Source organism: Rhodococcus quanlei (genome assembly GCF_055231015.1).
The window spans coordinates 1-25,702 of record NZ_JBUYWD010000003.1 but is presented as its reverse complement, the minus strand read 5'-3'; the positions used below and the strand labels follow the sequence as shown (position 1 = coordinate 25,702).

The 25,702-nt window shown below is 64.2% G+C and carries 24 protein-coding genes; 12 read left to right on the top strand and 12 right to left on the bottom strand.

The annotated features are described in order from the left end of the window. Positions 1–6: 6 nt before the first annotated feature. Positions 7–546, bottom strand: a complete 540-nt coding sequence (locus ACZI8Q_RS01915) for a carboxymuconolactone decarboxylase family protein (RefSeq protein ID WP_463371816.1) — start codon at positions 544–546, stop codon at positions 7–9. A gap of 3 nt (positions 547–549) precedes the next feature. Further along, the gene (locus ACZI8Q_RS01910) at positions 550–1,137 is read right to left on the bottom strand and encodes a peroxiredoxin (RefSeq protein ID WP_463371815.1); all 588 of its coding nucleotides are present in this window, start codon (positions 1,135–1,137) and stop codon (positions 550–552) included. A 190-nt stretch (positions 1,138–1,327) separates the two neighbouring features. Between ACZI8Q_RS01910 and ACZI8Q_RS01905 the strand changes: the two genes are divergently transcribed. Then, entirely contained in the window at positions 1,328–2,260 is a 933-nt protein-coding gene (locus tag ACZI8Q_RS01905; protein ID WP_463371814.1) for a LysR substrate-binding domain-containing protein, read from the top strand. On the opposite strand, the gene ACZI8Q_RS01900 is transcribed toward ACZI8Q_RS01905, so the two are convergent. Further along, positions 2,257–2,985, bottom strand: coding sequence for a LysR family transcriptional regulator substrate-binding protein (locus ACZI8Q_RS01900; RefSeq protein ID WP_463371813.1), 729 nt, complete (start codon positions 2,983–2,985; stop codon positions 2,257–2,259). The genes ACZI8Q_RS01905 and ACZI8Q_RS01900 overlap by 4 nt on opposite strands. A gap of 74 nt (positions 2,986–3,059) precedes the next feature. Here ACZI8Q_RS01900 and ACZI8Q_RS01895 point away from each other — a divergent pair, with 74 nt between their 5' ends. Both ACZI8Q_RS01895 and ACZI8Q_RS01890 read left to right on the top strand, forming a co-directional pair. Beyond that, entirely contained in the window at positions 3,060–3,461 is a 402-nt protein-coding gene (locus ACZI8Q_RS01895; RefSeq protein ID WP_463371812.1) for a DUF5997 family protein, read from the top strand. A 151-nt stretch (positions 3,462–3,612) separates the two neighbouring features. Next, a complete protein-coding gene (locus tag ACZI8Q_RS01890; RefSeq protein WP_463371811.1) occupies positions 3,613–4,629 on the top strand; it encodes a linear amide C-N hydrolase in 1,017 nt (338 codons plus the stop codon). On the opposite strand, the gene ACZI8Q_RS01885 is transcribed toward ACZI8Q_RS01890, so the two are convergent. From ACZI8Q_RS01885 to ACZI8Q_RS01875, 3 genes are read right to left on the bottom strand one after another with little or no spacing between them, the layout of a single operon-like run. Further along, a complete protein-coding gene (locus ACZI8Q_RS01885; RefSeq protein ID WP_463371810.1) occupies positions 4,613–7,117 on the bottom strand; it encodes a DEAD/DEAH box helicase in 2,505 nt (834 codons plus the stop codon). The genes ACZI8Q_RS01890 and ACZI8Q_RS01885 overlap by 17 nt on opposite strands. A 34-nt stretch (positions 7,118–7,151) precedes the next feature. After that, positions 7,152–8,189 (bottom strand): alpha/beta fold hydrolase, encoded by a 1,038-nt coding sequence (locus tag ACZI8Q_RS01880; protein WP_463371809.1) that lies wholly within the window; start codon positions 8,187–8,189, stop codon positions 7,152–7,154. Positions 8,190–8,249: 60 nt separating this feature from the next. After that, positions 8,250–9,188 carry a proteasome assembly chaperone family protein gene (locus ACZI8Q_RS01875; protein ID WP_463371808.1) on the bottom strand — a complete coding sequence of 313 codons (939 nt, stop codon included), beginning with the start codon at positions 9,186–9,188 and terminating at the stop codon, positions 8,250–8,252. Between the two features lie 278 nt (positions 9,189–9,466). Between ACZI8Q_RS01875 and ACZI8Q_RS01870 the strand changes: the two genes are divergently transcribed. Genes ACZI8Q_RS01870 through ACZI8Q_RS01850 form a run of 5 tightly spaced genes read left to right on the top strand, consistent with a single transcriptional unit; the run spans position 9,467 to position 13,233 of the window. Then, positions 9,467–10,552, top strand: a complete 1,086-nt coding sequence (locus ACZI8Q_RS01870; RefSeq protein ID WP_463371807.1) for an S-(hydroxymethyl)mycothiol dehydrogenase — start codon at positions 9,467–9,469, stop codon at positions 10,550–10,552. Continuing rightward, positions 10,549–11,175, top strand: a complete 627-nt coding sequence (locus ACZI8Q_RS01865) for an MBL fold metallo-hydrolase (protein WP_463371806.1) — start codon at positions 10,549–10,551, stop codon at positions 11,173–11,175. The genes ACZI8Q_RS01870 and ACZI8Q_RS01865 overlap by 4 nt, the downstream gene beginning before the upstream one ends. Before the next feature lie 47 nt (positions 11,176–11,222). Continuing rightward, positions 11,223–11,900: a sensor domain-containing protein gene (locus ACZI8Q_RS01860; protein WP_463371805.1), complete on the top strand. Its 678-nt coding sequence runs from the start codon at positions 11,223–11,225 to the stop codon at positions 11,898–11,900. 38 nt (positions 11,901–11,938) lie between these two features. Continuing rightward, positions 11,939–12,088, top strand: a complete 150-nt coding sequence (locus ACZI8Q_RS01855; protein WP_463371804.1) for a hypothetical protein — start codon at positions 11,939–11,941, stop codon at positions 12,086–12,088. Then, entirely contained in the window at positions 12,085–13,233 is a 1,149-nt protein-coding gene (locus tag ACZI8Q_RS01850; protein ID WP_463371803.1) for a DUF4192 domain-containing protein, read from the top strand. The genes ACZI8Q_RS01855 and ACZI8Q_RS01850 overlap by 4 nt, the downstream gene beginning before the upstream one ends. 21 nt (positions 13,234–13,254) lie before the next feature. Here ACZI8Q_RS01850 and galE read toward each other — a convergent pair whose 3' ends face one another. Both galE and ACZI8Q_RS01840 read right to left on the bottom strand, forming a co-directional pair. Continuing rightward, positions 13,255–14,250: a UDP-glucose 4-epimerase GalE gene (gene galE / locus ACZI8Q_RS01845; RefSeq protein ID WP_463371802.1), complete on the bottom strand. Its 996-nt coding sequence runs from the start codon at positions 14,248–14,250 to the stop codon at positions 13,255–13,257. Between the two features lie 3 nt (positions 14,251–14,253). After that, the gene (locus ACZI8Q_RS01840; RefSeq protein WP_463371927.1) at positions 14,254–14,946 is read right to left on the bottom strand and encodes a metal-dependent transcriptional regulator; all 693 of its coding nucleotides are present in this window, start codon (positions 14,944–14,946) and stop codon (positions 14,254–14,256) included. A gap of 164 nt (positions 14,947–15,110) precedes the next feature. Between ACZI8Q_RS01840 and ACZI8Q_RS01835 the strand changes: the two genes are divergently transcribed. Further along, entirely contained in the window at positions 15,111–16,382 is a 1,272-nt protein-coding gene (locus ACZI8Q_RS01835; protein ID WP_463371801.1) for an acetoin utilization protein AcuC, read from the top strand. 4 nt (positions 16,383–16,386) lie between these two features. Next, positions 16,387–19,074, top strand: a complete 2,688-nt coding sequence (locus tag ACZI8Q_RS01830) for a bifunctional acetate--CoA ligase family protein/GNAT family N-acetyltransferase (protein WP_463371926.1) — start codon at positions 16,387–16,389, stop codon at positions 19,072–19,074. Positions 19,075–19,157: 83 nt separating this feature from the next. Here the strand turns inward: ACZI8Q_RS01830 and ACZI8Q_RS01825 are convergent, their stop codons facing one another. From ACZI8Q_RS01825 to ACZI8Q_RS01815, 3 genes are all read right to left on the bottom strand, one after another. Then, positions 19,158–20,129, bottom strand: coding sequence for a sigma-70 family RNA polymerase sigma factor (locus tag ACZI8Q_RS01825; RefSeq protein WP_463371800.1), 972 nt, complete (start codon positions 20,127–20,129; stop codon positions 19,158–19,160). A 150-nt stretch (positions 20,130–20,279) separates the two neighbouring features. Further along, positions 20,280–21,809: a DUF7782 domain-containing protein gene (locus ACZI8Q_RS01820; protein ID WP_463371925.1), complete on the bottom strand. Its 1,530-nt coding sequence runs from the start codon at positions 21,807–21,809 to the stop codon at positions 20,280–20,282. 46 nt (positions 21,810–21,855) lie between these two features. After that, entirely contained in the window at positions 21,856–22,215 is a 360-nt protein-coding gene (locus ACZI8Q_RS01815) for a DUF3099 domain-containing protein (protein WP_463371799.1), read from the bottom strand. A gap of 115 nt (positions 22,216–22,330) precedes the next feature. Between ACZI8Q_RS01815 and ACZI8Q_RS01810 the strand changes: the two genes are divergently transcribed. Beyond that, positions 22,331–22,567: a DUF3039 domain-containing protein gene (locus ACZI8Q_RS01810; protein WP_463371798.1), complete on the top strand. Its 237-nt coding sequence runs from the start codon at positions 22,331–22,333 to the stop codon at positions 22,565–22,567. A gap of 34 nt (positions 22,568–22,601) precedes the next feature. On the opposite strand, the gene ACZI8Q_RS01805 is transcribed toward ACZI8Q_RS01810, so the two are convergent. Further along, positions 22,602–23,696, bottom strand: a complete 1,095-nt coding sequence (locus ACZI8Q_RS01805; RefSeq protein ID WP_463371924.1) for a YihY/virulence factor BrkB family protein — start codon at positions 23,694–23,696, stop codon at positions 22,602–22,604. Positions 23,697–23,874: 178 nt separating this feature from the next. Here ACZI8Q_RS01805 and ACZI8Q_RS01800 point away from each other — a divergent pair, with 178 nt between their 5' ends. After that, positions 23,875–25,617, top strand: a complete 1,743-nt coding sequence (locus ACZI8Q_RS01800; protein ID WP_463371797.1) for a DEAD/DEAH box helicase — start codon at positions 23,875–23,877, stop codon at positions 25,615–25,617. The last annotated feature ends 85 nt before the right edge of the window (positions 25,618–25,702 follow it).

Below are 25,702 nucleotides of genomic sequence, written 5' to 3'. Positions count from 1 at the left end.
GCGCACTCAGGCGTTGACGCCGGCGAGGATTTCGCCTGCCTCCACGGCCTGTGCGACGCCGGCCACGATGGACGCGGCACGGATCGATTCGAAGATGACCTCGCGGTCGACACCTTCTTTGCGGAGAGTGCTCTCGTGAGCTTCGAGGCAGTGATTGCAGCCGTTGACTGCGGACACGGCCAGTGACCACAGCTCGAAGTCGGCCTTGTCGACACCCGGGTTACCGATGATGTTCATCCGCAGGCCGGCACGAAGGTCGTCGTACTTGCCGTGGAGGTAGCCCTTGGTGCGGTAGAAGACGTTGTTCATGCCCATGATCGACGCGGCACCGAGTGCGGCGTTGTAGGCCTCGGCCGACAACGTGTCCGCTGCTTCCTCGGAGATCTCCTTCAGGGTGGTCGCCGACTTGCTCGCGGCCGCCGTGGCGAGGAGCGTGCCCCACAGCTGCTGCTCGTTGAGGACGGTCGTGCGAGCCAGGGAGCTCAGGTTGAGCTTGAGGTCCTTGGCGTACTTGGGCAGTGCGTTCTTGAGATTCTCGACAGTCATGGTTTACACGCTCGCGTTCAGCAGTTCGCCTGCATCGATGGTCGGGTCGCCCTTCTTCCAGTTGCAGGCGCACAGCTCGTCGGACTGCAGCGCGTCGAGCACGCGCAGAACTTCTTCGACGTTGCGGCCGACGGACCCTGCGGTGACGGAGACGAACTGAATCTCGTTGTTGGGGTCCACGATGAAGGTGGCGCGGTCCGCGACGCCGTCGGCGTTGAGAACGCCTGTTGCTTCTGCGAGCTCACGCTTGAGGTCGGAGAGCATCGGGAAGGGAAGGGTCTTGAGGTCGTCGTGCTGTGCGCGCCACTGGAAGTGCACGAACTCGTTGTCGACCGAAGCGCCGAGAACCTGCGCGTCACGATCGGCGAACTCATCGTTCAGCTTGCCGAATGCGGAGATCTCCGTGGGGCACACGAAGGTGAAGTCCTTCGGCCAGAAGAACACGATGCGCCACTTGCCGCTGTGATCGTCGCTCGTGACGGTGGTGAAGTAGTCGTCGGGCTGCTGAGCGTCGACCTTGGACAGGTCGCCTCCGATGACGGCGGTCAGGTTGTATGCGGGAAACTGGTCGCCGATGGTGAGCAGAGCCATGTGTTTCGTCCTCCTGCTTGTCTTGTGAACATCTGTCGAGTGCACGACGGAGTGCTTAGGTACTCGTCGGGAATTCGGTACCGGAAGGGGTCGGGTGAGGTGCTCACCGACCGCCGTTTTCTGGTGTGAGTCCATTCTGCCTCGAGACCGGCAAAAGGTAAAGGCGATAGATGTCGGTAGACTGATAGGCATGTCTGATCAGAGTTATCAGCCCACACTGTCGCAGCTGCGTGCGTTCGTCGCCATCGCGGAATGCAGGCATTTCGGCACTGCGGCAGCACGTTTGAGTGTGAGCCAACCCACATTGTCGCAGGCGCTGGCGTCGCTGGAAACCGGGCTGGGGGTGACCCTGATCGAGCGCAGTACCCGCAGAGTCCTCGTAACCGGAGCGGGGGAGCGGCTGCTTGGACAGGCCAAGGTCAGCCTCGACGCCGTCGACGGTTTCGTGGCTGCCGCGGCGGGGGTCGGTGACACGCTGTCCGGACCGCTTCGGATCGGCTTGATTCCCACGGTCGCGCCCTATGTGCTGCCGACAGTGCTGCCCGCGCTGCGGACCGAGATGCCGTCCCTCGTGCCACACGTCGTCGAGGATCAGACGGCGAGGCTGCTCGATGCGTTGCGTGCCGGGACGCTCGACGTGGCTGTGCTGGCACTGCCGTCGGACGCACCCGGCATCGTCGAAATTCCGCTCTATACCGAAGATTTCGTTCTCGTGGTACCGGACTCGCACGAGCTGGCAGGGGAGAAGGGCGTGTCGCCGGGCGTGCTCGACGAGCTACCGCTACTGCTGCTCGACGAAGGGCACTGTCTACGCGATCAAACGCTGGATCTGTGCCGATCGATCGACGCACACCCGAGTATCGCCGGTGATACACGCGCGACGTCGCTGTCGACGGTCGTGCAATGCGTTGCGGGCGGCCTCGGGGTGACTCTCGTGCCGCAGTCGGCAGTGCCAGTGGAGACCGGGCGCGGGCCGCTGGCCACCGCAACGTTCGCGGCACCGGTACCGGGCAGAACGATCGGATTGGTGTATCGGTCGTCGAGTGCCCATGCCGAGGGCTACGCGCAGCTGGCGGAGCTCATCTCGGCAACGGCTCCAGCGCGTGCCAGTGCCGCCGACTAGGTGCGGCGCCTCCGGCCGCGTCGGGAGGGGCCGCCGCGGCGGGCAGTGGACCGCGCCTTCGCAGGTCGTGCACTCTCGGCAGCCTTTCGTGCGGGCTTCTTCTCGGTGGATGACGGGGTTCGGCCGCGGGAGCTGTTGGCGGTTCGGCCGCGAACGATGCCGATGAATTCCTCGACCAACTCGGTGGTGTGGTCTTCACGCCAGGCCAACGCGATCCGCGACTGCGGCGCGTCCGCCACCGGCCGATACGTGAGGTCTTTGCGATGGTGCAGTCGGGCCAGCGATTGCGGAACCACCACGACGCCCACCCCCGCGGCGACCAGTTCGATCGCGTCGGCAGTCGTCTGCGGACGTTCGGCGGCGCGTTCGCCAAGGTGGGGCGGCCAGTGCAGGGCATTGTCCAGGGGGTCGAGCACCACCTCGCCCGCCAGATCGGCGACGACGATCTCGTCGGCCGCGCAGTAGACATGATCCTTCGCGACCACGACGACGGACACCTCCGTGTAGAGCGGTATTGCGCTCATGTCCGTGCGGTCGATGGGCAGCCGAAGAAGGCCGACATCGGCGAGACCTGCCCGGACGAAGGTGGCGGCGTCGTCGGCGGGCACCGAGACCAACTCGAGCCGGGTCGCGATGCGTTCGTTCCACACACGCACCCATTTGGCGGGCGTCACGCCCGGGACGTACGCGAGTCGGAACGGAAGGTCCTTCGCCGCGTCGGTCACGTCGCCAGAGTACCGGGCTGGTCGACCCCGGCGGGTGGTCGGAGCGGGTTCACGTCATCGTTATCCTTGACGACATGAGTCAGCCCAAGAGCACCCAGACGATGAAGCCCGCCACCGCGGCCAAGAAGCTGGGTGTCTACCTCGACGCCACCCCTGCGCAATTTCAGGAAGGCACGATATCGCGGGCAGAGCTCAGCGAGTTGCAAACGAATCCGCCCGAATGGCTGACCGAGTTGCGCGCCCACGGCCCACACCCTCGTCCGGTGGTGGCGGCCAAGCTGGGTGTCTCGATCGCCGGACTCGCGAGAGGTGGGATGACGGAGCCACTGACGACCGAGCAGATCGACGCACTGCTCGCCGACCGCCCCGAGTGGTTGCAGCAAGAACGCGCAACCCAGGCGGCCGTCCGTCAGGAGAAGGTTCGCCTCAAGGAGCGGGATGCGGCGCGTCGTGATCAGCCTCGGCGGCGGACCTAGCTCCAGTGATCGAGAGCTGCACCCTCGACGACGAACCAGCCGTGTGGGGTCGTTCCGGGTACTACGCTGATCAGAGACACAGGACCTTCTCGGCGTAACCGACGGGGCCCCTCGTACTGGTGCGGCGCGGACAGAGGAGCGGTGATCGACGATGTGCACCCGAGTGCTTTGGCCCGACCCCGCTGGTGCGGTGCTGGTGGGACGCAATATGGATTTCCACAAAGACCTCATGACCAATTTGTGGAGTCAGCCACGTGGGATCGAACGCAACGATGGCGTCGCGGAGGAACTCACGTGGACGTCTCGGTACGGCAGTGTGATCGCGGCGGCGTTCGACCTCATCTCCGTCGACGGCCTCAACGAAGCCGGGTTGGCCGGCCACGTCCTATGGCTGGCCGAGTCCACTTACGGCGAGCGTGACGAGGCGCGTCCGGCGCTGAGTCAAGCAATCTGGTTGCAGTACTTTCTCGACAACTTCGCTACCGTCGCAGAGGCGGTGGACTGGATCGATCAGACCAAGGTTCAGGTCGTCCAGATGCCGGACCCTACAGGCGGGAATCCGCCCACCATCCACCTGGCGCTCGATGACGCAACGGGAGACTCGGCGATCATCGAGTACATCGACGGTATGCCACGTATCTACCACGACTCCTCGTTTCGCGTCATGACCAACTCACCCACCTACGACCAACAGATCCAGTTGCTGCGTCGATGGGAAGGTTTGGGCGGTGACCAACCGCTCCCGGGTGACACCGACGCCGAGCACAGATTTGCCCGGGCGGCGTATTACTCGAGTCGGTTACCGACACCGAAGAGTCGAACAGACGCCATCGCAAGTATGTTCAGTGTCATCCGCAACGCTGCGCAGCCTTTTCGCATTCCGGACCCAGGGAAACCTGACGCCTCCCAGACGATCTGGCAGACCGTCGCCGACCTCACGAACAAGCGGTTCGTCTACGAATCGACCACCCGTCCCAACATCGTGTGGGTCGATCTCGCGGATCTCGATCTCACCGAGAGTGCTCCCCAACGCAAACTCGACCTGCAGAGCAGGCTCGCAGTCGAAGGCGGGATCGCCGGCAACGTCAGCAACCAGTTCGAAGAGCAGGGGCCGATGACCTTCCTGTCCTTCGCTCTCCTCGAACAGCATACTAACCCTCGACAATAGAGAGTTCGTCGAACACGATCTCGCCTGCTGCATCCGACTCCGGTAGATCGACCACGGCGACGAGCGCCCAGCCGTGGTCACCTTCGGGGTCGTCGAGCACCTGTCGAACACGCCAGAATTCCGGCTCGGCCGTGATCTGAAACAGGTGCGGCCCACGCGCAGTCGGCCCTGTCCCGACAGTGCGGTACTCCTCGAAGTAAGGCGCCAATTGGTCTTCCCACTCCTCGGCGTCGATACCGTCGTCGAGGCCCTCGAGTTCGGACCACCGTCTCCGTGACGCGAGATCGATACGTCGGAACATGGCGTTGCGCACCATCACCCGGAATGCGCGAGTGTTTGCCGAAATCGGCCGGGGCTGATCCGCACCGAACGCAACCTGCTGATCGTCCGATTCGGCTCCCGGGTCAGTGAGTGACTCCCACTCGTCGAGCAGACTCGAGTCGACCTGGCGGATCAGCTCACCGAGCCACTCCGTCAGATCCTCGAGTTCGTCCGTACGGGCTTCTGTGGGAACCGTCTGCCGCAGTGCGCGGTACGCGTCCGCGAGGTAGCGCAGCACAAGGCCCTCGGACCGTGCAAGACCGTAGTGCGAGACCAGTTCGGCGAAGGTCATCGCCTTCTCCACCATGTCGCGCACCACCGACTTCGGTGACAGCGCGAACTCCGAGACCCACGGGTGGCCTTCCCGATACATCTCGAATGCGGGTACCAGCAGATCCTCGAGCGGCTTCGGCCACGTGACCTCTTCGAGCAGTTCCATGCGTTCGTCGTACTCGATGCCGTCGGCCTTCATCTGCGCCACGGCCTCACCGCGCGCCGCGTGCTGTTGCGCCATGAGGATCTGTCGCGGATCATCCAGCGTCGACTCGATGATCGACACGACATCGAGTGCATACGATTCCGATTCGGGATCCAGCAGTTCCAACGCCGCCAGTGCGAATGGGGACAGTGGCTGGTTCAGTGCGAAGTCACGCTGCAACTCCACCGTCAGACGCGTCATCCGTCCGTCTTCGTCGGGTTCGTCGAGCCGCTGCACGATCCCCGCGCCGAGTAGTCCCCGGTACAACGACAGCGCCTTGAGGATGTGCTTGCGCTGGACGGCTCGCGTTTCGTGGTTGTCCTCCAACAGATGGCGCATCGACTGAAAACAGTTTCCCGGCCTGGCGATCACATTCAGCAGCATCGAGTTGCTCACGTCGAACCGGGACACCAACGATTCAGGCGACGCGGCAACCAGTCGATCGAAGGTCGGCTCCCCCCACGACACGAAGCCGTCCGGTGCCTTCTTGCGCTGAACTTTTCGGCGCTTTTTCGGGTCGTCGCCCGCCTTGGCAAGTGCCCGAATGTTGTCGATCTCGTGCTCGGGGGCTTGCACCACGACCGTGCCCAGGGTGTCGTAGCCGGCCCGACCCGCACGACCGGCAATCTGGTGGAATTCGCGGGCACGGAGGTGCCGGGTGCGGGTTCCGTCGTACTTGGTCAGACCGGTGAGCAATACCGTCCTGATAGGCACGTTGATGCCGACACCGAGAGTGTCGGTGCCGCAGATGACCTTGAGAAGCCCGTCCTGCGCGAGCTTTTCGATGAGTCGCCGGTACTTGGGCAGCATCCCCGCGTGGTGAACGCCGATACCGTGACGGACGAGGCGTGAAAGAGTCTTGCCGAAACCTGTGGTGAAGCGAAAGCCGCCGAGCGCTTCGGCGATCGCGTCCTTCTCGGCACGTGAACAGAAGTTGACACTCGTGAGCGCCTGGGCGCGCTCGAGGGCTGCGGCCTGCGTGAAGTGAACGACGTACACCGGCGCCTGATCGGTGGTCACAAGCTCCTCGATGGTCTCACCCACCGGTGTTCTCGCATACGAGAACATCAGCGGGACCGGACGTTCGGTGCCTGCAACGACGACGGTGGGTCGGCCGGTTCGACTCGTCAGATCGTCAGAGAAGAACGAAACGTCGCCCAGCGTCGCAGACATCAGCAGGAACTGGGCGTTCGGCAACTCGATGAGGGGCACTTGCCACGCCCAGCCACGATCGGGTTCGGAGTAGAAGTGGAACTCGTCCATCACCACCTGGCCGATGTCGGAGTCCGGTCCTTCACGCAGCGCCAGATTCGCCACGATCTCCGCGGTGGCACAGATGATCGGGGCGCGTGAGTTCACGGCGGCGTCGCCGGTCATCATCCCGACATTGTCCGCACCGAACACCTCGCACAACGCGAAGAACTTCTCACTCACGAGTGCCTTGATCGGCGCCGTGTAGAACGTGCGCTTACCGGTGGCCATCGCGTAGGCGTGGGCGCCGATCGCCACCATCGACTTACCCGAACCGGTCGGCGTGGCCAGAATGACATTGGCTCCCGACACCAACTCCATGACGGCCTCTTCCTGGGCCGGATACAACGTCAACCCACGTTCTGTGGTCCACGTCGTGAAGGCATCGAACACCGAATCGGGATCGGCGTCGTCTGGTAGATGGTCTGGAAGCAGCACCAATACAGGCTATCGGGCACAGCATGCGGGCGAATCAGGTGGCGCTGCGCTCGTCCGCACCCATCGCATCGAGGACGGCCATGCGGGTGCCGGCGCTGCCGCCGATGGCGGATTCGCCCACACCCCCGAGGAGTATCTGTCGCCAACGCTTCTCGTCGAAGACGAGCGGCTCCGTGGTATCGATGAACTCTTCGAGCACCTCGAGGAACCGCATGGGTTCGTCGCGGAAGGGGAAGTGACCCGAACCGTGGAAGATGTCGATCCGTGACGTCGGCATGGCAGCATGCGCCAAATGTGCATGGGCGACCGGTATCACCACATCCTTGTCACCCCACACGAGCTGCACCGGCAGATTCTCGGTGAGATAACAGCGATCGAGCATGGTCACGACCTGACCACGCCAATCGACCACGGCGCGTAGTGTTCGCAGGTAGGCGGCATGCGCACTGGGCTCGGAAAGCTCCGCCAGGATTCGAACCAGGTCAGGGGTGTCGTGCAGGAGCTTGCTCGGATGCAGGGGAGCGCCGCTCAATCGGCTCAGTAGCGTGCCCGCGAAGCGGATGCTCGGCATCGCCCCTGGTATCCGGAGCAACTCGAACGCCTCCTTGACGATCGGAACCGACGCCAACCGCAGCAAGGGATGAACGTCTCTGGTGATTCCGCCCGCAGACACGAGAACCAGGCGCTCGACCATCTGTGGGAATTGGTACGCGAACTGCATTGCGACCCCGCCACCCAGTGAGTGCCCGACGATGGTGGCGCGATCGATTCCCAGGGTGACCAACAGGTCGCGCATTCCGTTGGCGTACGCCGCGACCGAATAGTCGGCCCGCGGCTTGTCCGAACGACCATGTCCGAGCAGGTCCGGCGCGATGACCGTGTGGTTCTTCGCGAGGTGCGGAATGACGTCCGACCACGTCGAGGAATTGTCACCGATCCCGTGCAGTAACAGAATCACCGGACCTTGGCCGACGATACGGAAGGCGCGCCGATACCCATGGATCGTGCGAAACGCCAGTCGCACTTCGGCGTCCGGTACAGGTCGGAGTTGACGAAAGCGGGTCGTGGTCATCGCGACTCCTGTGCCCGCTGTGGGGCGTACTTCCTGCGTGTTGGATCCGGGGCGGGTCGATCAGAGCTCGCCGTTGGCGTCGTCACCGCGCGTCTGCTGCGCGAGGAAGCGTTCGAACTCGGCACCGAGTTCGTCTCCGCTGGGAAGGTCCTCCTCCCGAGCCAGAAGTGTGGACTTCTGTTCTTGTGCGGTGACAAATGCATCGTACTGGCGTTCGAGTGCCTGAACGACGGTTTCGACCTCTTCGTTTCCTGCGATGTGCTCGTCGATCTGCTCGCGCACGCGCGCCGCGGCCTCACCGAGCGCTGTGAGCGGTAGTTCCAGATCAGCAATTTCGGCAACGTTCTCGAGGAGGGTCTGCGCGGCCGAAGGGAAGTCCGTCTGTGCCAAGTAGTGCGGCACGTGAACCGAGTATCCGATCGATTCGTGGCCGTGCTGCGCCATCCGCAGTTCGATCAGTGACGACGCACTGCCCGGAATCTGAAGTTCACCCGTCCAGCGATGCTCCTCAGGGATCAGATCCTTGTTGGTCGAGTGAGCGGTGAGGCCGAGGGGACGTGTGTGGGGGACGGCCATCGGAATGGCGCTCAGCCCGATGGTGCGACGAACGTCGAGCTGTTCGGCCAGCAGTCGCACCGCTGTCGTGAACCGTTCCCACCGCAGATCGGGTTCGAGACCGGCGAGGAGCAGGAACGGTGTGCCGTTCGTGTCCTTCACCGCATACAGGTTCAATTCCGGCTGCGCGTAGTCCGAGAAATGATCGGCCTTGAATGTCATGGTCGGGCGACGTGACCGATAGTCGATCAACTCGTCGATTGCGAACGATGCGACTAGTTCGGACTCGAGGCTGTCGCGCAGGTGCTGCGTGGCGAGACGGACAGCGTGCCCCGCGTCGGAGAACCCTTCGAGGCCGTGAACCAACACGGGGCCGAGGCCATCGGCGGATGCCAGCTGCGGTGCCGGAAACTCCAGCTCGTACATCTTCGACTGCTCGGTCATCGCAGGCCCCTATCTGTCCGTGTCTGCTGTCCAGTGTTCCTTACACCCCTGCCGGACCGAAAGTTCGGTCCCGGGACCGCCGACCACACGGCCGGCCATTTCGGTGTTCAACACGTCGGAGACCCGCGCTGATTCCCCGGGATGCGGGTTTTCACTGTTCGCTCAGAGCGAGATGTACGGGCAGGGTGTGGCAATGTGGGATCCTGGCGAACAGTGCGTCGACTGCGTGTTCGGTGGTGAGTTCGCAGGACGGAAGAACCAAAACGGCGGAGGTAAGCATGTCGCAGGACGTTCGTGCAGTGGTAGCGAAATCGAAAGGTGCGCCCGTCACCATCGAGACCGTCACCATTCCTGACCCCGGACCAGGTGAAGTGGTCGTCGACATAGCGGCATGCGGCGTTTGTCACACCGACTTGCACTACCGAGAAGGCGGGATCAACGACGAATTCCCGTTCCTGCTGGGCCACGAAGCCGCCGGCATCGTCGAACAGGTCGGCCCGGACGTGGATCACGTCGCGGTGGGCGACTTCGTGGTGCTCAACTGGCGCGCCGTCTGCGGAAGCTGCCGTGCCTGCAGACGTGGCCGGCCCCAATACTGTTTCGACACTTTCAATGCGAGCCAGAAGATGACACTGTCCGACGGCACCGAACTCACCCCCGCTCTCGGTATCGGCGCTTTCGCCGAGAAGACACTCGTGCACCAAGGGCAATGCACGAAGGTGTCGGCGGACGCCGATCCCGCTGTCGTCGGGCTCCTCGGCTGCGGTGTGATGGCGGGACTCGGCGCCGCGATGAACACCGGAAATGTCGGCCGTGGCGACTCGGTGGCCGTTATCGGCTGCGGTGGGGTCGGCGACGCGGCGCTCGTCGGCGCTCGCCTCGCCGGGGCATCGACGATCATCGGCATAGACATGGACCCCGGAAAGCTCGAGTGGGCCAAGGACCTGGGGGCCACGCACACGATCGACGCGAAACAGGCCGATGTGGTCGAGGCGGTGCGTGACCTCACCGGCGGCTTCGGTGCCGATGTGGTGATCGACGCCGTGGGTCGTCCCGAGACCTGGAAGCAGGCATTTTACGCCCGCGATCTCGCCGGGACCGTCGTTCTGGTGGGAGTCCCCACCCCGGACATGACTCTCGACATGCCGCTCATCGACTTCTTCAGTCACGGAGGGTCACTGAAGTCGTCCTGGTACGGCGATTGCCTGCCCGAACGTGACTTCCCGATGTTGGTCGACCTCTACCAACAAGGACGTTTGCCCCTCGACAAATTCGTCACCGAGCGCATCGGACTCGACGAAGTGGAAGCCGCGTTCACCACGATGGGTGAAGGCAAGGTTTTGCGTTCGGTGGTGGTCCTGTGACGCTGCGGATCGAACAAGTTGTCACCTCCGGGACATTCAGCCTCGACGGCGGAACGTGGGATGTGGACAACAACGTCTGGATCATCGGTGACGACAACGAGGTCGTCGTCGTCGATGCCGCCCACCACTCGGCTCCGATCGTCGACGCAGTCGCCGGTCGCTCGGTCCGGGCGCTCGTGTGCACCCACGGCCACGACGACCACGTCACCGTTGCCCCGGAACTGTCGGCGGCGTTCGACACTCCGATGTTTCTGCACCCCGGAGACGATGTTCTGTGGCGGAAGACGCACCCGGACGTGACGTACCGCGGTCTCGAGGACGGACAGCGGATCTCGGTGGCCGGTACCGATGTGCAGGTGATTCACACGCCCGGTCACTCGCCGGGGTCGGTCTGCCTGTATCTCCCGGAGGCCGGTGAGCTCTTCAGTGGCGACACCCTTTTCGAAGGGGGGCCTGGGGCGACGGGCCGCTCGTATTCCGATTTCCCCACCATCATCGAGTCCATCCGGTCTCGTCTGCTCGAGCTTCCCGGCGACACGACCGTCCATACCGGACACGGTCCCGCCACCCGCATCGGTGCTGAATCGCCGCACCTGGAAGAGTGGATTAACCGCGGCCACTGACCGCGTTCCATCCTCGCTGGTTCGAATGGCGTACGACAGGAGAGCACGTGGCGAACAGTCGGCGGACGTCCTTCGGCGCTGTGTGTGTGGCAGCAGGGTTGTTCACAGTTCCTCTTGCCTCGTGTTCGACCACCGTCGATGGACACGCTCGCCCGGAACAGCTCGTAGATCTGTCCAAACTGTTGTTGGATCCGGCCGAGTTCCCGGATGGTTTCGACGCAGTCGTACTACCGCCGCAGGCGGTGTCGGTTGCTGCGCCGGATCTGACCGGAGTGCCTGCGAACGCTGCTGTGAAACCGTCGGGATGCACTCCACCCCAACAGGATTACGGGCCGGTCACCACCGCTATGGCGGTGGGGACCGACAACGATACTCGCACAACGATCACCGTCGAGCTGACCAGGTCGCAGGCCACCGTCGACGAACTCGAGGGTCAAGCGACGGAGTGTGGCAGCTTCACCGTGAAGTCGAGCGGTACCGAATCGACCGTGACAACGCAGGTGCTGCCGCCACCTGTGGTCGATGCCGATGACACTCTTGCTCTTCGTCGCACGGTTCGGTCGGGAAGCAGAGATGCTGTCGTGCAATCGATGACGACACTTGTCGCCGCGGTAGACGATGTGCGCGTCGCGGCGACCATGATGTCGTTCGGCCCCTCGCGGCCGCACCTGGCCCCGCTGGATGCCACGTTCGTTTCCGCTGTTCAGAAGGTGCAGAACTTCTGATCGGTGAGGGACGGCGGGGCTGCTCGTCACGCTAGCTCATGGGTCCGACACCTGCCCTGGATGCGATCGTCGTCAGCGTGGTGTGGACGCAGATTCTGCACAGCCGCAGGCACATTCCCCAGTCCGGTCCTTCACCTGGAATTCTGACGGTTTCGGGGCGGCGGCAGCAGGCACAGTTCTCGGCATGACAACCTCAGCGTCCCCCCACGGCTCCACGTCCGACTCCTCGAGCGCCTTCGGTCGAATCGCACACACGACGGTTCGGCTGTCCGAACCCGGCGACCTGATCGCCGCCATACCTGCACTGCTGGGATTCACACCGACCAGATCGATCGTCGCGATCTGCATTTCGGGCGAGACCAGGCCCACCCTCGGCGCGGTGATGCGACACGACTTGATTCTCGGTGAGAGTCACGGAATCTCGGACATCATGCGGATGGCGGTGGATCAGTTCGCCACCGTGTGTGGTCGGGATGGCGCATCCGGGATGCTTGTCGTGTTCGTCGACGACCGTTGCCGGGAGCCGTTCGAACGGCACCGGTCGTCCGTGATCGATGTCGTCGAGTACCTGGAAGATGCGGTGAATCGTCAAGGGGTGGAACTGATCGATTCGTATCTGACTGCACAGATTTCGGAAGGGAGCGAGTGGTTCAGTCTGTTGCCCGACGGAGAAAGCGGGCGGCAGTCCGATCCCGCAGCGTCACACGTTGCCCTCGCACAAGTTCTGGGAGGGCGGGTGATCCGTGGCTCGCGTCGAGAACTCGAGCGGTTGGTGGAGATGGAACTCACAGCGGACAGCGATCGGATCGGTGCCCTGATCGATCAGGAATACGACGACATCACGGGTTCGCGAGACCTTGCGTCGGAGCGGAACGATCCCCACAGCGGTCATCGCCGGGAACTGACATTCGTTCTCGGCGAGATCGCCGACCTCGCATCGGGGCATGACCCGCAGCCGGAAACGTGCGCTCAGCTTGCACTCGCCCTCGCCAACATGACTGTGCGGGATTGCTTGTTGGCTCTGGCAGTGGGTGAGAGTGCCGACGATGCGGAGCGCATGTGGATGCTGCTGTGCAGGACGCTTCCCGACCCCGAGCGAGCAGGCGCCGCATCGCTCCTGGGTTTCAGCGCCTATGTGCGCGGGGATGGGCCGCTGGCCGGCGTTGCGCTGGGTGCAGCGCTCGATTCCGACCCCGACCACAACCTGGCACGAATGCTGGATGTCGCACTGCAGTCGGGAGTTCGGCCGACCGTCGTGCGTGAACTGGCGGATGTCGGATTCGGGTGCGCCCGCACACTCGGCGTCCGGTTGCCTCCGCCTACCGACATGTGAGCCGTGGTCGGCCGTACGGGATCAGCGCCGCGCAGCGTGAGAGCGATCGCCGAGAGCCTGGAGGTAGGTCCAGGCGTCGGCCACGATCTCGTCGAGGTCGGTGTGCTTGGGCTCCCATCCCAATTCGTCGATGGCGAGTTCGCTCGACGCGATCAGAACTGCGGGGTCGCCGGCACGCCGCGGCGCGTCCTCTACGGCGATCGGGAGTCCGGTGACTCGTTCACACGCGGAAATGACTTCGCGAACACTGAATCCGGCGCCGCTGCCTAGGTTGTAGATGCGATGGCGGCCTGGAGCCGAAGACTCCAACGCCAACAGATGCGCATGGGCGAGATCGAGAACATGAATGTAGTCCCGGATTGCCGTTCCATCCGCTGTCGGCCAATCGGTTCCGAAGACGGAGATCTTGTCGCGCTGACCCAGCGCGACCTGGAGGACGAGGGGGATGAGGTGCGTTTCGATCACTCGGTTCTCGCCGGCCGACTTGTAGGCGCCGGCGACGTTGAAGTAGCGCAAGCTGGTCGCGGCAAGCGAATGGGCAGCCGAGTACGACGTGATGGCATGGTCGATCGCAAGTTTCGTTGCCCCGTAAGGGTTGGTGGGGCGCGTTGGGTCCGCCTCGGTGATCGGGGATCGCTCCGGCTCCCCGTACGTTGCCGCAGTGGACGAGAAAACCAATCGGGGCGTCCCCGACTTTCGGATGGCCTCGAGCAACCGCAACGTGGTCACGACATTGCCCTGCCAGTACTGTTCCGGTTTTTCGACCGATTCGCCGACGAGCGATTGTGCGGCGAAGTGGAGTACCCCGTCGAAACCGGTGGAGCGTTCCGGAGTCCCGAGCACAGAGTCGGCAAGTTCGGCGATATCGCCCTCGACGAACTGGGCACCGGCAGGAACCGCATCTAGATTGCCGGTGGACAAATCGTCCACGACGACGACCTCGTGGCCGCGTTCCAGAAGCACTGTGGCGCACACGCTGCCCACGTAACCGGCTCCGCCGGTGACCAGAAGTTTCATCGATCAGCCCTGAACCCGCTTGACCTGCACCGCGTGCGCCATTTCCTCAGGGAGGTCGACCGCGTCGTGGCCTGGAACGGTGATCGTGACGGTGCCAGGACGAGTCTCGACCGTGACACGAGCATCGGGGACCACGCCGGCTTCGCGAAGCTGCGAAATGATCTCCGGATCCGACTGGACATGTTCGGCGAGCCGTCGAACCACCACCGCAGTGGGTTTTCCGGCAGGCACCTCGGTAAGGCGGACCAGGGTTTCGGTCTGCGCGGCGCCCTGCTCGAGCCCGAGCTGATCGAGGCCGGGGATCGGATTGCCGTAGGGCGACGTCGTCGGATTGTTGAGGACGACGACGAGACGGCGTTCGACCTCCTCACTCATGACGTGTTCCCAACGGCATGCCTCGGCGTGGACTTCTTCCCACTTGAGGCCGATGACGTCGACCAGCAGGCGTTCGGCCAACCGGTGTTTACGCATGACCGATACGGCCAGTTCACGACCCTTCTCGGTCAGTTCGAGGTGGCGGTCGCCCGCCACCAGCAGCAGTCCGTCGCGCTCCATGCGAGCCACCGTTTGGCTGACAGTGGGACCGCTTTGCTCGAGTCGTTCGGCGATGCGTGCCCGCAGTGGCACAACGCCCTCTTCCTCGAGATCGTAGATCGTTCGGAGGTACATCTCCGTGGTGTCGACCAGATCCTTCACACTCACACCCCTTCGTCGTAGGCGAGTCTACCGGGCGAGGCCTGTTCCGGCCGTTCCCCCGGGCAGCGCCGAGTGTCGAACGCCGATGGTGTGGTCGGGGACGGAAGCGGCGGTCGTCTGTGGTGTTGCTCGCACCGGATCGATTCGGCCAGTAGCGTGAGCGCATGACCGCGTCGTCCCGACCCGCCGATGTAACAGCCGGACCCGGACCCGATCACGTTGTGGTGTGGAGTCCCGATTACCTCGGTTATCGCTGGAGTTCGGATCATCCAATGCACCCCGGTCGCCTCGAACTCACCATGGCACTTGCCGAAAGTCTGGGTCTGCTGTCCGGGACGGAACTCCTGCGTCCCGCGTCCGCGACGGACGCGGATCTTCTCCGCATTCACACGCCCGCCTACATCGACGCGGTGAAGCGGGCCGGCCACTCCGGTCGACCGGGGATCACGAATGTGGACCCACCTCACGGTCTCGGCTCCGAGGACAACCCGGTGTTCGAGAGAATGCACGAGGCGAGCGCAATCCTTGCGGGAGGTTCCCTGGCCGCCGCACAGGAGATCGCTTCGGGTAGAACCAAGCGCGCTGTGAGCATCGGCGGCGGAATGCACCATGCCATGCCCGACCGAGCGTCGGGATTCTGCGTGTACAACGATGTGGCTGTCGCGATTTCCTGGCTGTTGGACAACGGGTTCGATCGTATCGCCTACATCGATGTCGACGCCCACCACGGAGACGGGGTGCAGCACGCGTTCCTCCATGATCCGCGAGTGTTGACCGTGTCGTTGCATCAGCACCCGGCGACATTGTGGCCCAACAGCGGCTGGGCCGCCGAGATCGGCGAGGGTCCGGCGGAGGGGACGGCGGTGAACCTTCCGTTCCTGCCCGGCACCGCGGACAACCTGTGGCTGCGCGGATTCCACGCAGTCGTACCGGCAGCAGTCGCGGCTTTCCGGCCTCAGATCGTGATCAGTCAGTGCGGCGTGGACAGTCATCGCGAAGATCCACTGGCCGATCTTTCACTCACCGTGGACGGTCAGCGTTCGGCGTTTCTGGCGATGCGCGATCTTGCCGATCGTTATGCGGAAGGTCGCTGGTTGGCCGTCGGTGGCGGGGGATACGGCCTGGCGCGGGTCGTTCCGAGGGCGTGGACGCATCTGATCGGCGCTGCCCTCGACCGCGAGATCGAGCCCGCTCGGTCGATACCCGAAGAGTGGGCGGAGAAGGCTCGCACGGTCGTACCCGGCGTCGAATTGCCCACTACCATGGGTGAAGGGGGCGACGTCGACTACAGACACTGGGACGGTCCCGGTGGGGCGCCGGAAACCGGTGTCCCGGTGGCTGACCGGGCACTCACCCGTGTCGACTCCGCAATCATGGCGACGCGACGCGCGTGCTTCCCGTTGCTCGGTCTGGACCCGGAGGACCCACGTGACTGAACCTATCGATATCTCCAAACTGCAGGAGCGCATCGGTGACGGACCGCATCCGTTTCCGCGGGCATGGGTGGCAGACATCCTCGCCTCGGACGGTGGTGCGGTGTCGTTGCGGCCGATCATGCCGGACGATGCAGAGCGGCTCGTCGCGTTCCACGGCAAGCTGTCCGAGCGCACCCGATACCTGCGGTACTTCGGTCCGTATCCGACGATGTCGCAGAAGGACATCAGGAATTTCACGACGGTGGATCACCACAATCGCGTCGCGTTCGTCGTCGTTCTCGGCAACGAGATCATCGCCGTCGGGCGATACGAGCGGCTTCTCGGTGTCGGAGACGGTAACTCCGCAGAAGTCGCGTTCGTGGTCGCCGACGCGCATCAGGGTCGCGGATTGGGTCCGATCCTGCTCGAGCATCTGGCAGGAGCTGCCGCCGAGAACGGACTGACGAAGTTCGTCGCCGAGGTGCTGTCGGAGAACCGGAACATGGTCACGGTGTTCCGGGAGGCCGGGTACCAGGTCAGCAGATCGTACGACGGTGGAGTGGTTCGTCTCGAGTTCGACATCGACCCGACCGAAGCATTGGTGTCAGTGCGCAATTCGCGCGAACGCGCCGCGGAGACGCGCAGCATGAAGAACGTTCTGAACCCACGTTCGGTGGCGGTGATCGGTGCATCCGGTGACCGGTCGAAGGTGGGAAGTGCTGTCCTCGTGAACCTGTTGCGGGGCGGATTCACCGGTCCGGTCTACCCGGTCAACGCCGAGAGCCGGTCCATCCGCGGTGTGCGCGCATACCGAACCGTTCGAGATATCCCGGACGAGGTCGATCTCGCAGTGGTCGCGGTTCCCGCCGAGGCGATCGACGCTGTGCTCGACGACTGCCTCGACAAGGGGGTCAAGGCGCTCGTGGTGGTGTCGGCGGGATTCAGCGAGACGGGAGAGGAAGGTCGAACGTCGGAGCGGCGGCTGGTGCACGCGGCCCGGAAGCACGGCATGAGATTGATCGGACCCAATGCGCTCGGAGTCGCGAACAACGACCCCGAGATCTCGTTGAATGCCACGCTGGCGCCCGTGCTGCCGGCGGCGGGAAACGTCGGCTTCTTCTGCCAGTCGGGTGCGCTCGGCATCGCAATCCTGGACGAGGCTGCACGCAGCCGGATCGGCCTGTCGGCTTTCGTTTCGGCCGGCAACCGGGCGGATGTTTCCGGCAACGACTTACTGCAGTACTGGGATTCGGACCCTGCCACGGAGGTGGTGTTGCTCTACCTCGAGAGCTTCGGCAATCCGCGCAAGTTCTCGCGGATTGCTCGAAGGGTGGCGCGAACGAAACCTGTTGTCGCGGTGAAGAGTGGCCGTCACGCGGTGCCGCCGGCATTGGCGACCGGCACCGAGATGGACGATTCGATCGTGCGGGCGCTGTTCGAGCAGTCCGGCGTAGTACAGGTCGGTTCCATCTCGCAGTTGTTCGACTGTGCGCTGCTGTTCGCGTACCAGCCGTTGCCTGGCGGCCCCCGAGTGGCAGTGGTCGGTAACTCGACCGCGTTGGGGGTATTGGCTGCAGATGCTGCGCGCAGCGAGGGCCTCCAGGTCGGAGAGCCGGTCGATCTCGGCCCGCAGGCCGGACCCACCGAGTTCGCGAACGGGGTGCGGACGGCGTTGCAGTCTTTCGATGTCGACGCCGTGATCGCAGTTTTCGTGCCGCCGGTTGCGCTGGCCGTGGAACCGTACGCGGCGGCTGTGAAAGAGGCCGTTCGCGGTAGCGACAAGCCGGTGCTCTCGACGTTTCTCGCCGCAGAAGGTGTTCCCGATGCACTGGCTGTTCGCGGACCCGGCGGACGCCCGATTCGGGGGTCGGTGCCGTCGTATCCCGGCCCGGAGCGCGCCGCGATGGCACTGGCACGTGCGTGGCGCTATGCGCAGTGGCAGCGCAGACCGATCTCGAAGGTCGTGCGACCACAGTCGCTCGACACCGATCGAGCGAAGGATCTGATCTCGGGATGGCTCGGCGAGGATCCCGGTCCTGCAGGGCGATGGCTTTCGGACGCCGAAACCGCAGACCTGTTGGCCTGCTACGGCGTGGAGGTTCTGCCGTTTCGGTCGGCGACATCCGAGGAGGAGGCCGTCGCGGCCGCCCGACAGCTGGGTTACCCGGTCGCGGTGAAAGCCACGGGGGAGCAGTGGCGGCACCGCCCCGACCTGGGGGGAGTGCGGCTCGATCTCGGAGGTCCACATTCGGTGCAGGCCGCATACCGCGACCTCGCGGCTGCGTCCGGTGAGCCGTTGCTGCACGTGCAGAAGATGGGTGCGAAAGGGATCGGGTGTGTCGTCGGTGTGCAGGACGACCCGTCGTTCGGCTCGCTGATCTCGTTCGGATTGGCCGGTGTGATCTCCGATCTGCTCGGCGACCGGGCGTACCGCGTGCTGCCGTTGACGGAAGATGCCGCGACAGAGTTGATCGACGCGCCCAAAGCCGCACCCCTGTTGTCCGGCTATCGCAACTCGGTTCCGGTGGACAAGCCTGCGTTGATCGATCTGGTTCAGAGAATTTCGGCTCTGGCCGACGACCTACCCGAGGTTCGCGAACTCGCCTGTGAACCGGTTCTCGCGTCGGCGACGGGAGCCCAGATCACGGATGCGCGGGTGCGGATCGGTCCGGAGTTGGGCGTCGTGGATCTGGGTCCACGACGCTTGCGTTGACGCTACCCACGAGAAATCCGCGGGCATGTTTCCAGAGGGGGAGGAAACATGCCCGCGGACGTGGTGTCGGGTGAACCCGGAGATCAGCTGGCGTACGACCGCAGACGTTCGGCCCGATCACCCTGACGCAGCTTGCCCATCACTTCACGCTCGATCTGGCGGACACGCTCACGGGACAACCCGAAGAGCTTGCCGATCTGGTCGAGTGTGCGCGGCTGGCCGTCGTCCAGGCCGTAGCGGAGGCGGATCACCTGCTGTTCACGCTCGTCGAGGGTCGACAGGACGCTGCGCACATCGGTGTGCAGCAGACCGGCAATGACGGCGCTCTCCGCAGACGTCGCCTCCGAGTCCTCGATGAAGTCGCCGAGCGGTGCTTCCTCGTCACTACCGACCGGCATGTCCAGGCTCACCGGGTCGCGGCTGTGGTCGAGGAGGTCGGAGATCTTGTGCGCCGGGATGCCCGACTCTTCTGCGAGTTCGTCATCGGTTGCCTCTCGGCCGAGCTGCTGGTGCAGTTCACGCTTTATGCGCGCGAGCTTGTTCACCTGCTCGACGAGATGTACTGGCAGTCGGATCGTGCGGCTCTGGTCGGCCATGCCGCGGGTGATCGCCTGACGGATCCACCAGGTCGCGTACGTGGAGAACTTGAACCCCTTGGCGTAGTCGAACTTCTCCATCGCGCGGATCAGCCCCAGATTTCCCTCCTGGATGAGGTCGAGCAGCGGCATACCGCGTCCCGTGTAGCGCTTCGCGAGGGAGACCACGAGGCGAAGATTGGCCTCGAGGAGGTGCGCGCGTGCCGATTCGCCTTCCCGGATGATGGTTGCGAGATCCCGCTTCTTGGCAGCGGTGAGTCGCTTACCGGTTGCCATCACGTGCTTGGCGTAGAGCCCCGCCTCGATTCGCTTGGACAGTTCCACTTCCTCCGCAGCGGTGAGCAGCGCGGTGCGACCGATTCCGTTCAGGTAGACGCGGACCAGGTCGGCTGCCGGGCTCTGCGCATCCATGTCGGCGGCGCTGGGGCGAACACGAGTAGTGGTGCTGGGGCTTGTCATGACTTGCCTCCTCATCGGTGGTGTCTCATAAGGATCAACGCACCGTGGCACCCGAAAAGTTCCCGAGGCGACAACCGGGCATCGGCTTTGACCTGCTGGTTTTCCGGTTCGGTCCTGAGAAGTTGCTGAGAAGATGCTCTCAGGGGCGAATCATGGAACCGGTGTGGTGGTTGCGAGGCCGGCCGGCGACACCAACCCGTGACGCACGAGTGAATGGACGAGCGGTACCGCTGCCTCGGCGATGGCTGCGGGGTCTTCGTCGTGCGCGTAGGCCAGAATCTCGAGGAGCTCACCGAGAGGAAGTCCGTCGGCGCGCATCCCGGCGAGGAGCGCTGCGGTGAGGTCGTCCACCTCGTGTTGCCACAACGGGCCGTTGCCGCGGTGTACTCGCACGACCACCTGTTTCCACCCCTCGTCACCTGGCAGATGGACGCGTTCGAGTGCCGTGTGCTCGTCGACACGAAACCGTGCCGTGAGAACATCGTGGTCGCGTAGCCATGCGACGCGATCGAAATAGGCGAGTGCTTCGAACCCCAGCGAGTCCTCGAAGCCGTGCCGGAGATCCTCGGCGAGCAAATCCGATGGCGAGTCGGTGCGGCGCAGGTACACGAATCCGAATCCGATTCCTTCTACGTTCGCGTCCTCGAGGTGGGTCAACCATTCTTCGGTGCGTTGCGCCGAAGCAGGATCGCAGGGATCGAGACCCCCGTCCCGCATCCAGGTGCCGACGTACAGAGTCGGATCCGCGACGTCACGCTGCAGCACCCAGGCGTCGACGCCGTGCGCGGGAATCCAGGACGCAACGCGCGCCCGCCAATCTTCGTTCTCGACGTGCAGCCACGACGCGAGCAGAACCGCGGTTCCGCCAGGCGCCAGATGGTCGACCACCCGGGACACCATGAGTTCGCTCGCGCCGTCGAGGTTGCACCCCGAGTCGCGGTAGGTATCGACCACCTTGGCCTCACTGACGACGAACGGTGGATTCGCTACCACCCGGTCGAACTGTCGGCCCTTGACAGGAGCGAACCACGAACCTTCCATCAATTCCATGTCCAAGTCGTTGAGCTCGAGGGTTGCCGCAGTGAGGGCGAGGGCGCGCGGATTGATGTCGGTGGCGGTGACGTGCTCGGCATAGGCGTCGGCGTGGATCGCTTGTATGCCGCAGCCTGTTCCCACATCGAGCAGAGTCTTCACCGGGTCGGTGGGGGTGGCCCGCAGGAGCGACAGGGAGGCGTGCCCCACACCGATCACGTGCTCCGGTGTGGTCGTCCGCGGCCGCATTCCGCCATCGAGGTCGGAGAAGAACCAGCGGACGCCTGCGCCGGTGTCGACCGGACGCAAGTCGACGGCGGCTCGCACCCCTGGAGTCACGATGTCGTCGCCCTCGAGATCCTCGCGTTCGAGTAGGCCGGCGGCCACTGCATCGTCGATCGGCAATGGCGCGAGTGCTGCGGCGACATCGCGCTCGGGACAGGTGTCGACGAGCAGGAACAGGCGAATCAAGGTTCCGAGTTCGCCGCACGAGGCGCTCGCGCGCCGCACGGGAACCGGTTCGTTTCGCCCGAGCGCGGAGTGCACCTCGGGGCCGAGCACCTCGATCAGCGTGTCGGTGTCGTAACGGTTTCGGGTCAGCGCCTGCCGAAGCGAGGAGCAGATCGCGGTCAGCGGTTCACGGGTGATCACCGAAGCATTGTTGCAGGTGTCGGCACCGATGCGATGTCAGCGATCAACGCTCGATCGTTCTGTCCGACGAGGGAGCGATGGCGGGCGCGTCACTCGGTCGATGGTCGTACCGGCTCGGCTCGTCCTTCGTGCGCGGCGGGCGGTCGTTCGCGATGAGAACGGCGATCCAGGGAAGTGGAATCGAGATCCCGATGATTGCCATGGAGATCCAAGGGTTGCTCCAGAGGCCGTAAGCGATCGCCGACAGAATGAGCGCAGGGAAGCGCACCGACATGATGATCATGTATTTGCGAACGCGGGCACGGTGCTGCGCCTCGACCGAATCGGCGGCCTCGGTGATGACAAACGGATTCTCGGGGGACCCGGCCTCGTGACTGCCACCGAATCCTGCACTTCGTGCCATGCCCCCACTGTTCCACTGTGAGCTCTCGATTGCACATCGGTGCGTGGGAACCACGGCACGACGGTGTTCGACGTGCGGCAAGACACGCACCGGGGTGGTACGGCATTATCGAGGTGTGAGTACTCAAACGAAAGAACGTCCCGACGTCAACACCGACGAGTCGGCCGACGACGATTCTCCCAAGGTCTTCCACTACGTGAAGAAGAACAAGATCGCGGAGAGCGCGGTCATGGGCACCCACGTGGTCGCGCTGTGCGGTGAAGTGTTTCCCGTGACCAAGTCGGCGAAGCCGGGTTCTCCGGTATGCCCCGACTGCAAGAAGGTCTACGAGGGGCTGCGCAAAGGCGAGTGACCGGCGCGCTCCCCGCTCCCCGTGCCATGTTCGCTCATTGCCGCGGTCGTGCGCTTGTAGTTGTGGTGGTCGGCGCCTTCGGCTCGGCGTGTTCGTCATTCGTGCGGATCGGGCCCGTCGTCAGTCGTCGCGTGATCGTCGTGACCGGGCCACCGGCCGAATCGTCCAGCGCTGCCTGAGCTGCGATCCATTCGCGCATCTGCTCGATGCGTGTGGCACGAGCAGGCCAGAATTCCTGCACCGTCGCGTTGAACTCGGCACCTATCACGATCGAGAAGCCAAGAGAGAAGGTGAAGAGCAGGAATGCGATCGGGGTGGCCATGGCCCCGTACGTGTACCCGGTCTGGGTGACCCAGGTCAGGTACCACCGCAGGACGGAGCTGGCCCCGAGAAAGAACGCACCCGCCACGAATGCGCCGCCGAGCAACCGGTGCCACGGCAGCGATTTGGCGAGCGCCACCTTGTAGAGCGTGGTCAGTCCCACGATCAGAAGCAGCCCGACGGCGGGGTAGTAGAACGTGTCGACCACTTCGGCGCCGGTGTTGTGCCAGGACGTCGGCAGCACCTCGCCGATGAGGGTGGGGCCGAGTGCAACGAGGGGCAACGTGAACACCGCCATGATGAGAAACATCACATACAGCAAGAGGGCGAACACTCGCTGCCACACCGGATGGCGAGCATCCTGCTGGCCGTGCGCCTCGACAATGGAGTCGACGAACGTCGAGATCGCCGACGACCCCGCCCACAGGGACAGCACGAAACTGAGCGACACGATCTGAGGTCGGCCACGGAGGAGCACATCCTCGACGGTGGGAGCGATGATCTGTTCGACAACACTGTCGCTGAATACGCTGCCACTGAACGTGATGATCTTCGACTGGATGATGTCGACCGTGTTGGGGCCGAACCATCCACCCACGTAACCGAGCATTCCGAGCAACCCGAGCAGGAGTGGCGGCAGTGAGAGCGTCTGCCAGAACGCGGCAGTGGCCGCCTTGGCGAAGATCGAATCGTCCCAGGCGTTCCCAGCCGTGCGGCCGACGACGCGCAGCGCGGTCCGAAGCGGATGCCATGCGGATCTGCGTACAGCGGTCCCACTGTCGGGATTCGTCGCAGGCGTTTCGCTCATGATGGAGTCCAGCATTCCGTACGACACGCCCGGATGCCCACCGCCGGTGTCCTCGTGTCGCAATTCGTCTGCCAAGATCGGATGCGTGTCGTGACCGCGAGGACCGATATGCTTCCCGCTTGACCTTCACGTACAGAGGAGCTCGAATACCAAGTGCCATCTCAGCGCAGGACTGCTTGTGAGTGCTGAAACAGCGTCCGCAGACATCACACCGATCGCTACACCGGCCCAGGGGCGCGCCCTGCGTGCGTGGCAGCGCCGGGCGCTCACCAGGTACCTGGCCAGCAACCCGCGGGACTTTCTCGCGGTTGCAACACCCGGTGCCGGTAAGACCACGTTCGCGCTGCGAGTGGCGTCCGAGCTACTTCGGGACCGCACTGTCGACCAGATCACGGTCGTCGCTCCCACCGAACACCTGAAGCATCAGTGGGCGGAGTCGGCGGCCAGTTCGGGTATCGCGCTCGATTCGCGCTTTTCGAACTCCACAGGGCAAACCTCCAGCGACTATCAAGGTGTGGTGTTGACCTACGCACAGGTCGCCGCGCATCCCTTCAAACATCGAGTTCGTACCGAGGCGCGCCGAACCTTGGTCATTCTGGACGAGATTCACCACGGTGGTGATGCGAAGAGCTGGGGTGAGGCCATCCGGGAGGCCTTCGACGGAGCGACCCGGCGTCTCGCACTGACCGGAACGCCGTTCCGCAGCGACGACAGCGCCATTCCGTTCGTCACTTACGAGCCGGACCGCGAAGGCCTCATGCGGTCGAAGGCGGACCACTCGTACGGCTACTCCGACGCACTTGCGGACGGCGTCGTGCGCCCCGTCGTGTTCTTGGCCTATTCGGGTGAGGCGCGGTGGCGGAACAACGCCGGCGAAGAGTTCACCGCTCGTCTCGGTGAGCCGCTGAACGCGGAGCAGACGGCCCGGGCGTGGCGCACCGCGTTGGATCCCGCCGGTGAATGGATACCGGCCGTGCTGCACGCAGCCAACACCCGATTGGGTCAACTTCGCAGCGGCGGCATGCCCGACGCCGGTGGACTGGTCATCGCCACGGACCAGACCGTTGCTCGCGCTTACGCACAGCTTCTGACGGCAGTCACCGGCGAAGAGCCGTGTGTGGTGCTTTCGGACGATCCGACCGCGTCCAAGCGTATCGCCGACTTCGGCGCGAGTGACCAGAAGTGGATGGTGGCGGTCCGCATGGTGTCCGAGGGCGTCGACGTACCGCGATTGGCGGTGGGCGTCTACGCGACGAGCGCGTCCACTCCGTTGTACTTCGCGCAGGCGATCGGGCGTTTCGTGCGGTCACGGGGCAAGGGAGAAACGGCGAGTGTGTTCTTGCCGTCGGTGCCTGTGCTCCTCGACCTCGCCAGCCAATTGGAGGCACAGCGCGACCACGTTCTCGGCAAACCGCATCGGGAGAAGGAAGGGTTCGACGACGAGCTTCTTGCGGATGCGAACAAACAGAAGGACGAGCCCGGCGAAGACGAGAAAGCCTTCACCTCGATCGGTGCGGACGCCGAACTCGACCAGGTGATCTACGACGGTTCCTCGTTCGGATCGGCCACGTTCTCCGGTAGCGACGAGGAAGCAGACTATCTCGGTCTGCCGGGCCTGCTCGACGCCGAGCAGATGCGGGCGCTGCTACGACAACGGCAGCAGGAACAACTCGACAAGACCCCATCCGAGCCTGCAGCACCCAATCCGCCGCCGCAGGCAGCCGAGCGGGTGGCGGCAGCGTCGCAGCTGGCCCAGCTGCGACGCGAATTGAACTCTCTGGTGGCGATGCACCACCACCGCACCGGGAAGGCTCACGGAGTCATTCACGGCGAATTGCGACGTACGTGTGGTGGACCGCCGACTGCAATCGCGACCGTCGAACAGTTGACCGATCGGATTGCCACATTGCGAAAGTGGTGACGCAGGACCGACCGCACGACGAAGCGGGGGGGGGTGCAGCGCAAGCTGGGAAAACCCCGCGCGGGGGGGGGTGGGGAAGTGAAGG

Coding starts and splice junctions, on each gene's coding strand:
- ACZI8Q_RS01835 (WP_463371801.1), top strand. CDS start 15,111: ATGACCGCGTCGTCCCGACCCGCCGATGTAACAGCCGGACCCGGACCC.
- ACZI8Q_RS01855 (WP_463371804.1), top strand. CDS start 11,939: ATGGGTCCGACACCTGCCCTGGATGCGATCGTCGTCAGCGTGGTGTGG.
- ACZI8Q_RS01880 (WP_463371809.1), bottom strand. CDS start 8,189: ATGACCACGACCCGCTTTCGTCAACTCCGACCTGTACCGGACGCCGAA.
- ACZI8Q_RS01805 (WP_463371924.1), bottom strand. CDS start 23,696: ATGAGCGAAACGCCTGCGACGAATCCCGACAGTGGGACCGCTGTACGC.
- ACZI8Q_RS01825 (WP_463371800.1), bottom strand. CDS start 20,129: ATGACAAGCCCCAGCACCACTACTCGTGTTCGCCCCAGCGCCGCCGAC.
- ACZI8Q_RS01895 (WP_463371812.1), top strand. CDS start 3,060: ATGAGTCAGCCCAAGAGCACCCAGACGATGAAGCCCGCCACCGCGGCC.
- ACZI8Q_RS01850 (WP_463371803.1), top strand. CDS start 12,085: ATGACAACCTCAGCGTCCCCCCACGGCTCCACGTCCGACTCCTCGAGC.
- ACZI8Q_RS01910 (WP_463371815.1), bottom strand. CDS start 1,137: ATGGCTCTGCTCACCATCGGCGACCAGTTTCCCGCATACAACCTGACC.
- ACZI8Q_RS01915 (WP_463371816.1), bottom strand. CDS start 546: ATGACTGTCGAGAATCTCAAGAACGCACTGCCCAAGTACGCCAAGGAC.
- ACZI8Q_RS01905 (WP_463371814.1), top strand. CDS start 1,328: ATGTCTGATCAGAGTTATCAGCCCACACTGTCGCAGCTGCGTGCGTTC.
- ACZI8Q_RS01890 (WP_463371811.1), top strand. CDS start 3,613: ATGTGCACCCGAGTGCTTTGGCCCGACCCCGCTGGTGCGGTGCTGGTG.
- ACZI8Q_RS01875 (WP_463371808.1), bottom strand. CDS start 9,188: ATGACCGAGCAGTCGAAGATGTACGAGCTGGAGTTTCCGGCACCGCAG.
- ACZI8Q_RS01870 (WP_463371807.1), top strand. CDS start 9,467: ATGTCGCAGGACGTTCGTGCAGTGGTAGCGAAATCGAAAGGTGCGCCC.
- galE (WP_463371802.1), bottom strand. CDS start 14,250: ATGAAACTTCTGGTCACCGGCGGAGCCGGTTACGTGGGCAGCGTGTGC.
- ACZI8Q_RS01815 (WP_463371799.1), bottom strand. CDS start 22,215: ATGGCACGAAGTGCAGGATTCGGTGGCAGTCACGAGGCCGGGTCCCCC.